This is a genomic window from Pantoea anthophila (assembly GCF_006494375.1).
Lineage (GTDB): Bacteria > Pseudomonadota > Gammaproteobacteria > Enterobacterales > Enterobacteriaceae > Pantoea > Pantoea anthophila.
The window spans coordinates 121,375-130,682 of sequence record NZ_VHIZ01000017.1 but is presented as its reverse complement, the minus strand read 5'-3'; the positions used below and the strand labels follow the sequence as shown (position 1 = coordinate 130,682).

Sequence of the window (9,308 nt, the reverse complement as noted above, 5' to 3'; positions counted from 1 at the left end):
GACCAGCGGAAACGGGCAGCTTCGGCTGACTCACTACCACGTTGTCAGAGTCAGCTATCGGGCTATCCGACGGTTTTGCTCTGCGTTTCTGATCTGTTATGAACTGAGGTGACCGATGTCAACACGCGATACGTTTCGTACCACCCGGCTCGACGCCATTTTCCAGGCGGCAGTCAGCGACTTTGCCGTCGCCGACAGCGCCGTGCCCGCTGTGCCGCCTGAGGCCACGCCGCGCCTGAACCTGCCCATAAACCCGCTGCCCGCCGAAACCCCCCATACCCTGGCGACCGCTGACAGCGCCCGCACCGTCAGTGCGGCTGAGAGTGCGCCACCCGCAGCCCTGCGGCCCTACGAACCTGTCGCTGCCGATGGCGTGATCGCTGGCTGGGAAGCGCAAAAGCGGGTGCATCTGCGCGGCCGGGCTGAAGGCGAAGCGGGTTCGACCGTCACACTCACCTTCAACGACCAGAGCTGGTACAGCACCGTCAACAAGTGGGGCTACTGGAACGCCTCCATGCCGGCGGAGGCGCTGAAAGGGGTGCCGGATGGCAATCACACGCTGACGCTGACCCTGACCAATAAAGCAGGCCACAGCACCACGACTGAGGTGGGTTTTGGTCTCTATACTGACCGCACTCTCAGTCCGACCCTGACCATCGACACGGTCAGCGGTGACAATGCGGTGAATATCGCTGAAAGCATCTACGGCGTTGAGATCAGCGGCAGCGCAACCCACCTGCCGGTGGGGTCCGTGCTCAAATTAACCCTGGGCACGCAAACGACCACCGCCACCATGGGAAGGGATGGCAGGTGGTCTGGCACATTTTCTGAAAGCGATATGCAGGCGCTGCAGGATGGCGTCTACAGCCTGAAAGTGACCGCGACCGATCCCAACGGGAAAACCGCAACCGACTATCACGATCTGACGCTGATCACGCACCTGAGCAGCCTGCCACTCATTACGTTCGACAACGTGACGCCGGATGATGTGATCAATCTGGCGGAAACCCAGCAGGACCTGCTGCTTAGTGGGACTCTCTCAACGGTTATGCCGGGTCATCGGCTGGTGATCACCGGTGCGAATCAGAAAGATTACGCTGCCACACTGGACGAAAGCGGGCACTGGCAGGTGGTGATCCCGGCTGCAGAGGTGAACGCTTTCATCAACGTGGGTGAGATCCGCGCCTGGTCGATCGACGGGGCCAGCAACTACACCGACGTCACGCATGTACTGAATATCCACACCGGGTTTATCCCGGTTTACACCGAGATGAATATCGGCGGTGACATGACGCTTAACTATCAGGAGGCGCAGCACGATCTGAGCTTCTACGTTGAGGGATGCAACACCGTTGAGATCAACGGCATAACTTACCAGCCCGATAGCGGGGGAATGGTGACGCTGACTTCCGCCGAGCTGATGGCGCTGGCGGATGGCCCGGTTGCCGCCACGTTTCATCGCTGGGATCAATATGGCAACAGCGACAGCCAGACCCAGGATGCGCTCTTTACCGTCGCTGTGCATCAGCGGCCGACGCTGACGCTGGAGACCGCCTTTGGCGATAACGTCATTGATGCCGCCGATGTGAACAGCTGGCATCTGATTCAGGGCAGTTCCAGCCATCTGCAGCCGGGCAGCCTGGTGCAGCTGACGCTTGGTGACCAGCACTACAGCGCCAGTGTGAAGGCCGATGGCGGCTGGGCGCTGACCATTCTGGCCGGACAGCTGGCTCCGCTGGAGGAGGGTGACTACACGATGACGGTCAGCGGCCAGGACAGCGCCGGGAATCTGGCCACGGCCAGTCAGAGCGTGCGGGTGGCCTCCCATATGGAAAGCGCCGGCACATTGCCTGCGCAGACGGTGGATCGGCTGCTCGACAGTTTCAGCGTGACGGCGGAGCACGCGCCGGAGGCGCAGGCGTCCTCTGCGTCCGAAGGGGTGATCGTCTCTGGCATGCCCTACACCCTGGCCGATCACCTGTTACAGCATCCGGCAGCGCATCCCCTGGCCTGATGCGGAAACATTAAGAAAGGCAGGGCCTTCCGGACAGGTCTGTTCAGTCTGTCTGGAGTGGCTCAGGCTGTTAAGATGGCGTTTTTTTATGCAATCGGCAGAAAGATGAAAGATTTCATCAGTTTTTAACAGGACTCGGTGCAGAATATGATCTAATAATGTTAAGGGTTATTCAGGCTCCGGCTTGTAAAACATAAATAAAATAACGCAATAAAACCTTTAAGGGCACCGTAACGCCTTTTCTGCCTGCTTTGTTCACCAGGAAAAAAACCATGATCATAAGAACGCCTGTTGGTATGGATAATGAACAAAGCACGATTAACTTTTCTGATATGCGCCCTGAGTGGCGTGGCACTCCCGGCGGCCTGGGCCGCACCGTTACCGAAGGCGGAGTTTAACTGGCGCGCCGCGCCCAGCGAAGAGCAGATTGCCAGCTTAACGCTGCGCGACGCTATCCTCCGGGCCTTCGCCCGTAATCCAAAAATCTCGGAAGCCGCGGCACAAATCCATGTCGGTGAGGGCGATCTCGACGCCGCCCGCAGTGCCTGGTATCCGCAAATCTCACTGCAGGGCGCGGCGGGGCGTTCGCATCAGACCGACTCCGCAGGCAGCCTGAACAATAATGGCTCCGGCGGCATCACGCTCAGTCAGCTGCTCTACGACTTTGGTCGCACCGGCAGTGCCATCGACGAGCAGCATGCCCTGTCGGATGCCTATCGTTACGGCCTGTTCGACGCAATGACCACCGTGGCGGAAGATACGCTGCAGGCCTACCTCGAAGTCAAACGCTATCAGGCGCTGGCTGAAACGGCGCACACCAATATTGCCTCACTGCAGCGGGTGCGGGATATTGCCGGACTGCGCGCCGACGCCGGACTCAACTCCCGATCCGATGTGCTGCAGGCGGAAACCCGCATCGCCGCCATGCAGGCCACGCTGGAGCAGTATCGCGCCCAGCTGCGCTCTGCCACGGCCCAGCTGACCGTGCTGACCGGCGTGGTGCCCGCCACGCTGCCGGAACTGCCGCAGGCGCTGCTGAAACAGCAGATTACCCTCGACAAAATCGCCTATGAAAGCAGCGCTGCGGTTCGCAGCGCCCAGTCTAAGCAGGAAGCGGCCCGCGAACGGGTGCGTCAGGCGCAGTCGGGTCACTGGCCGACGATCAAAGTGCAGGCGGGCCGGACCCGTTATGAAAACGATCGCCAGTCCTACTGGGATGACGAAGTGCAGCTTCAGGTGGAAGCTCCCCTCTACCAGGGGGGCATGGTGAATGCGAAAACGGCCTCAGCCGAGGGCGATCGTGAGGCGGCGCAGGCGGCCGTGCAGCAGGCCAAACTCGCCATCAATCAGAACGCCTCAACGGCCTATGCGGATATGATCGGCGCGCAGCAGCGGCAGGCTGCCGGAGAAGTACAGCTGGCCAGTGCCGATCATACCCGCGCCGTCTACGCCGACGAATATCGCCTCAGCAAGCGCAGCCTGAACGATCTCCTGAGTGTGGAGCAGGATGTGTTCCAGGCCGACAGTTCGCGGATCACCGCGCTTTATGATGGCTGGGATGCCACCGTTCGCTACGCCGCCGCAGTCGACAATCTGCTGGATATTATGGGTATCGATCGCCAGCAGAGCAGCGGCGATCTTCTTCCTTCGCTGCAATAGCGATAAGGCAATAATAATGAGTACAGCCACCCTGAACACTGAAAACTGGATTGCCGCCATGCTGCGCGTGGCCGCGCGATTCGGTAAACCGGCCGATGGCAAAACCCTGCGACAGCAGATGCGCTGGTTTGAACATCTGCCGGTGTCCCAGCAGCTGGAGCGCCTCTCCGGTCTGCTGGGACTGCATCTGACAATGGTGCCCCAGAATAAACTGCGCTGGCGTCAGGAGATCACCCCTGTAGTGCTGGTGCTGGAAAATGCCAGCGTGGCGGTGCTGGAGAGCATCGATAAAGAGGGCAGCGCGCGCTACTGGCTGAGTGAAGGCGGCGACGTGGTGCGGGAAAGTCCGTTATCTGAACTGCTGGCGCGTGCCCAGGGGGATGTGGGGGTCACGGGCGTCGCGGCGCGGGGCCGGGATGCGCGCATTGATGAGTTTATCCAGCCCTATGAGCCGCACTGGTTCTGGAAAAATTTTCGTGGCATGGGACGCCGCATCACGGAGATTTCACTGGCCTCGGTGGTCAGCAATGTTCTGGCGCTGGCCGGCATCCTCTTTTCGATGCAGGTCTACGATCGGGTGATCCCGGCGCAGTCGCAGTCGACGCTCTGGGTGCTGTTTGTCGGCGTGCTGATTGCGGCGGCTATCGAGTATCTGATCCGGCTGATGCGCACCCAGGTGTCGGACCTGATGGGCAAACGGATCGACCTGAAAGTCTCCGCCATGCTGTTTGCCCGGGCGATGAGCATCCGCAATGAGGCGCGGCCAAAATCGACCGGTTCGTTTATCTCGCAACTGCGCGAGATTGACCAGGTGCGCGAGCTGCTGACCTCCACCACCGTGGGGGCGGCTGCCGATCTCCCCTTTGTTATTCTCTTCCTGTTTATCATGTCGTTTGTCGGCGGCTGGCTGGTTCTGATTCCGCTGGCGGCCATTCCGCTGATCGTGATCCCCGGTCTGCTGGTGCAGATCCCGATGGCGCGGCTGGCGAAAGAGGGGCTGCGTGAGGGGGCGCTGCGCAACGCGGTGCTGGTGGAGACCATCGAAGGCATTGAGGATATCAAGGCTCTGCAGGCCGAGCCCTATTTTCAGCGCCAGTGGGAACAGACGCATGAAGTCAGCGCTTCAATCAGCAATCAGCAGCGCCTCTGGGGCGCGCGTCTGACCGGCTGGGCGGCGACCGTGCAGCAGCTCACCTACGCGGGCATGCTGGTCTTTGGCGTCTACCTGGTGCTCGATTCGCAAATTACCACCGGGACCCTGGTCGCCTGTAGTCTGCTCTCCTCACGGACCATCGCCCCGCTGATGCAGCTGACGATGGTCTTCTCACGCTGGCAGCACGCCAAAATGGCGATGAAAGGGCTGGATGAGCTGCTGAAGAAGCCGCTGGATCAACCGGAAGCCAGCACGCTGGCGCACTGTCCGACGCTGACCGGCCATTACGATCTGCGCAACGTGCACTACAGCTATGACGAAGAGAATGAAAAAACGGTGCTCAGCGTGCAGCAGCTGCAGATCAAGCCGGGCGAGAAGGTGGCGATCCTCGGCAAGGTGGGGGCCGGAAAGTCGACGCTGCTGAAGATCCTGGCGGGTCAGGCACTGGCGACCCAGGGCAAGGTGATTGTGGATGGCGTCGACATCGAACGCATCGATCCCGTCGACCTGCGCCGTCAGCTCGGCTGGCTGTCACACGACTCCCGCCTCTTCTTTGGCACGCTGCGGCAGAACCTGATGCTGGGCAATCCCCACGCCAGTGAGCAGGAGATGCTGCAGGCGCTGCGCATCAGCGGCGCGCTGTCGCTGGTGCAGCAGGATGCCGCCAGCCTGGATCGCATTATCAATGAGGGGGGACGCGGACTGTCGGGCGGACAGAGACAGATGGTGATGCTGAGCCGGATGATCCTGCGTCAGCCGCAGGTGGTGTTGCTGGATGAGCCCACCGCGGCGATGGATGAACAGCTGGAGGAGCAGGTGATCCGGCAGCTGCAGGGCTGGATCAGCGGGCGAACGCTGGTGCTGGTGACTCACCGTCCGGCGCTGCTGAAAATGGTCGATCGTATTGTCGTCATGGATAACGGACGGATTGTGGCCGATGGCCCGCGCGACGACATTCTGCGCCGCGCGACGCCAACGGCGCCCGGTAAAGGAGGTGCCGCATGAGCCTGGTGATTGTTGATAAAGATCTTGCCCGCCATGAGCGCCGCACTTCGGCGATTATCTGGCTCTGCACCGCCGCGCTGGCCCTTTTTCTCATCTGGGCGCACTTCGCCATTCTGGATGAGGTCACGGTCGGCACCGGCAAAGTCACCCCCTCCAGCCGCGCACAGGTGATCGACAGCCTGGATGGGGGCATCGTCAAGCAGCTTAACGTTCATGAGGGTGACATCGTTGAGAAAGGGCAGGTGCTGGCAACGCTCGATCCTACGCGCTTTCAGTCGAACTTCGGCGAGGCGCAGGCGAAGGTGCGCACGCTGCGCGCCTCTGCCGAGCGGCTGGAGGCGGAGCTCTCCGGCACGCCGCTGACCTTCAGCGCAGAGACCCTTAAAGAGCCGCAGCTGGTGACGCGGGAACGCCAGCTCTATGAGTCGCGACGTCGCAACCTCACCGAAACGATCAGCAATCTGCAGCAGTCGCTGCGGCTGGTGCAGGATGAGCTGCGGCTGACGGAGCCGCTGGTGGCCAAAGGCGCGGCCGGGCAGGTGGAGGTGATTCGTCTGCGCCGTCAGGTCAGCGATCTGCGCGGCAAAATCGATGAGGCGCGCAATGACTATCTGGTTCGTGCGCACGAAGAGCAGGTGAAAAACAATGCGGAACTGGATGCGCAACTGCAGGTGGCCGCGGGCAAAGAGGATCAGCTGACCCGCGCCACGCTCTACTCGCCGGTGCGCGGCATCGTCAAAGATATTCAGGTTACGACGGTGGGGGGTGTGCTGGAGCCGGGTGGCAAACTGATGGAGATCGTTCCGCTGGAGGATCAACTGCTGATTGAAACGCGCATCAACCCGCGCGATATCGCCTGGATCCGGCCTGGCCTGGCAGCCATTGTCAAGGTGACGGCCTACGACTCCTCTATCTATGGCGACCTGCCGGGTGAAGTCGAGACGGTCTCGCCGGACACCCTGCAGGATGAGGTAAAACGCGATCAATATTACTACCGGGTCTACGTGCGCACCCGGAAAGCGGAGCTGACCAACCGGGCCGGGCGAAAATTCCCGATTGTGCCCGGTATGGTGGCCAACGTGGAGATCAAAACCGGTCAGAAATCGGTGATGGATTATCTGATTAAGCCCCTGAATAAAGTCAAAGAATCGCTGCGGGAGCGCTGAGACTTTTCTGAAGCCACTCTAACCGCCTGCTTAATTACGGTGATAAATTAACATGGCGGTTATTTCAGCATTCAGGCGGGAAAAGGGGGCGAAATTTACCACTCTGTGCGGTAACCACCGGATGTTAATTTAACCCACTTAAGAAAGTTTACGCAGATATAGCGAAACGGTAAATCGCAGCAAAAAAAAAGCCGGACAAACTGTCCGGCGGGAAATAATAAGTTGTACATCTCATTCGGGGAGAATGAAGGTAATAATGGAATAAATGATGATAGCGGGGACTATTCTATTCTCAGATGCGTCATAAGTTTTATCATTCAGTGCTTCGGAATGATCTGAAATAACTCATTGATAACCAAAGAATCTGAATGGGTTTAGCGATTCGTGCGGCAATTTTTATCGATCTGTGCTGGTTATTAGTTCCCCGAAATTTACATTATGAAATAACTGTTTCGACTCGTGTAACACTTTTGGAAATTTAGTAGCATTTTCCAGGTGGATTATTACCCGTTATAAAAGAACAATGGCCTGCCGGCTGAATTTTAAACATTCAGTTAGCAGTGGCAAATTATAAAGGCACATAACAGAGGGTAATAAAATGAAACGTCGCGTTCTCTCCCTGGTGATCCCTGCATTGCTGGCAGCAGCAGGATCAGCAAACGCAGCTGAAATTTATAACAAAGACGGCAACAAACTGGATCTGTTCGGTAAGGTTGACGGTCTGCACTACTTCTCTGACAACGACGGCTCTGACGGTGACAAGTCATACGTTCGTTTTGGCTTCAAAGGTGAAACGGAGATCAGCAACGAGCTGACCGGTTATGGTCAGTGGGAATATCAGGCTGCGCTGAACAACTCCGAGGATGAAGGCACCGCCGACAGCTATACCCGCGTGGGCTTTGCCGGACTGAAGTTCGGTGATGCCGGTTCATTCGACTACGGCCGTAACTACGGTGTCGCCTACGATATCGGCGCATGGACCGACGTGCTGCCAGAGTTCGGCGGGGATACCTATGGCGCTGATAACTTCATGTTCCAGCGCGGCAACGGCATGGCGACCTACCGTAACAATAACTTCTTTGGTCTGGTGGATGGCTGGAACTTTGCGGTTCAGTATCAGGGCAAAAATGATAACAACACCGAGTCGGCTGGTGGCCGCGACGTGCTGGGTGAGAATGGTGACGGCTGGGGTCTGAGCACCACCTATGATCTGGGCTCAGGTTTCGGTATCGGTGCAGCCGCATTCCAGTCCGATCGCACGAACCGCCAGAATGGCGGATCAGAGGGTATCCTGGGACGGGGTGATAAGGCGGAAGTTTACACCGGTGGTCTGAAATATGATGCCAACAACGTCTACCTGGCGGCCATGTACTCACGCTCTTACAACGCCACCCGCTTCGGCGACAGCAGTGACAGCTCTTCAGCCTACGGTTATGCCGATAAAGCGGACAACTGGGAACTGGTTGCCCAGTATCAGTTCGACTTTGGCCTGCGTCCTTCTCTGGCCTACGTGACCTCACGCGGCACCGACGTGCAGAACTGGGGCAAACAGAACCTGAAAAAATATGTTGATGTCGGTGCGACGTACTACTTCAACAAAAACATGTCCACCTATGTTGATTACCAGATCAACCTGCTGGACGACAACGACTTCACCGACGCAGCCGGTATCAATACCGACGACGTGGTGGCACTGGGTCTGGTTTACCAGTTCTGAGTCAACAGGGAGCGCAGTTACCGCTGTGCTCCTGCGTGACCCTGTGGGCTGACCGCGTCAGCCTTGCGCCATTTTGCCGGTTCCGCCACCGTGGTTTCTGGCGATACCACGCTGCCAAATCGCGCACCTTCAAAGGCTACACCTGCCAGGGTGAAAGCTGAAAAGCTCAGCCAGTGCTGCCAGGCTGCCTGCCATCCGGAATTTTTCATTCTGCACCTCTCATCAGAGATAAACACTGTTTCAACAGTGCAGAATTCATGCCAGCTTAACCGCTCTCACAGCCACAGACTTTACGCCTGCTTTGATACACTTGCTGCGCCCGACGGGAGCAGATTGCCCCACGCCGGTGCAGTGCAGCCTGTTAATGGCGCGGCCGGGAAGGGAGCATGTGACGATGACGACGCTGATGCAGAACTTTATAGGTGCTGAAAACAAACAGCCCCAGGGCAATGGCGAGAATCAGATAGATCATCTGCTGCTCCTTTATTAAATGAATGTCGATCGCCTGATTAAAGGCGGGCAGAGGATAGATGACGGGTCAAGTTTGAGGGGCTTAACAGAGAGATTCAACTCTCTTTAAGCGTCTTTACCCGA

7 protein-coding genes are annotated in these 9,308 nt (G+C 58.3%); 5 read left to right on the top strand and 2 right to left on the bottom strand.

Annotated features, from left to right (window positions below):
* Nucleotides 1–115 precede the first annotated feature (115 nt).
* The 5 genes from FJW00_RS02630 to ompC all read left to right on the top strand — a co-directional run bounded on the left by FJW00_RS02630 (nt 116) and on the right by ompC (nt 8,714).
* Nucleotides 116–2,014 carry an Ig-like domain-containing protein gene (locus FJW00_RS02630; protein ID WP_140923005.1) on the top strand — a complete coding sequence of 633 codons (1,899 nt, stop codon included), beginning with the start codon at nt 116–118 and terminating at the stop codon, nt 2,012–2,014.
* Nucleotides 2,015–2,317: 303 nt separating this feature from the next.
* On the top strand, nt 2,318–3,673 hold the full coding sequence (locus FJW00_RS02625; protein ID WP_009089078.1) for a TolC family outer membrane protein: 1,356 nt from the start codon (nt 2,318–2,320) through the stop codon (nt 3,671–3,673).
* A gap of 16 nt (nt 3,674–3,689) precedes the next feature.
* Complete coding sequence (locus FJW00_RS02620; RefSeq protein WP_009089080.1) at nt 3,690–5,831, top strand: type I secretion system permease/ATPase; 2,142 nt, start codon at nt 3,690–3,692, stop codon at nt 5,829–5,831.
* Complete coding sequence (locus FJW00_RS02615) at nt 5,828–6,997, top strand: beta-barrel domain-containing protein (protein WP_046102252.1); 1,170 nt, start codon at nt 5,828–5,830, stop codon at nt 6,995–6,997. The genes FJW00_RS02620 and FJW00_RS02615 overlap by 4 nt, the downstream gene beginning before the upstream one ends.
* A 598-nt stretch (nt 6,998–7,595) precedes the next feature.
* Nucleotides 7,596–8,714, top strand: coding sequence for a porin OmpC (ompC, locus tag FJW00_RS02610; protein WP_058957776.1), 1,119 nt, complete (start codon nt 7,596–7,598; stop codon nt 8,712–8,714).
* A 17-nt stretch (nt 8,715–8,731) separates the two neighbouring features.
* Here the strand turns inward: ompC and FJW00_RS02605 are convergent, their stop codons facing one another.
* Both FJW00_RS02605 and FJW00_RS22430 read right to left on the bottom strand, forming a co-directional pair.
* Nucleotides 8,732–8,923, bottom strand: a complete 192-nt coding sequence (locus tag FJW00_RS02605; RefSeq protein WP_009089085.1) for a hypothetical protein — start codon at nt 8,921–8,923, stop codon at nt 8,732–8,734.
* 152 nt (nt 8,924–9,075) lie between these two features.
* Nucleotides 9,076–9,186, bottom strand: a complete 111-nt coding sequence (locus tag FJW00_RS22430; RefSeq protein ID WP_009089087.1) for a hypothetical protein — start codon at nt 9,184–9,186, stop codon at nt 9,076–9,078.
* Between the last annotated feature and the right edge of the window lie 122 nt (nt 9,187–9,308).

Excerpts from the sequence above, each read along its gene's own strand:
- FJW00_RS02630 (WP_140923005.1), top strand. The coding sequence starts at position 116 with ATGTCAACACGCGATACGTTTCGTACCACCCGGCTCGACGCCATTTTC.
- FJW00_RS02625 (WP_009089078.1), top strand. The coding sequence starts at position 2,318 with ATGAACAAAGCACGATTAACTTTTCTGATATGCGCCCTGAGTGGCGTG.
- FJW00_RS02620 (WP_009089080.1), top strand. The coding sequence starts at position 3,690 with ATGAGTACAGCCACCCTGAACACTGAAAACTGGATTGCCGCCATGCTG.
- FJW00_RS02615 (WP_046102252.1), top strand. The coding sequence starts at position 5,828 with ATGAGCCTGGTGATTGTTGATAAAGATCTTGCCCGCCATGAGCGCCGC.
- ompC (WP_058957776.1), top strand. The coding sequence starts at position 7,596 with ATGAAACGTCGCGTTCTCTCCCTGGTGATCCCTGCATTGCTGGCAGCA.
- FJW00_RS02605 (WP_009089085.1), bottom strand. The coding sequence starts at position 8,923 with ATGAAAAATTCCGGATGGCAGGCAGCCTGGCAGCACTGGCTGAGCTTT.
- FJW00_RS22430 (WP_009089087.1), bottom strand. The coding sequence starts at position 9,186 with ATGATCTATCTGATTCTCGCCATTGCCCTGGGGCTGTTTGTTTTCAGC.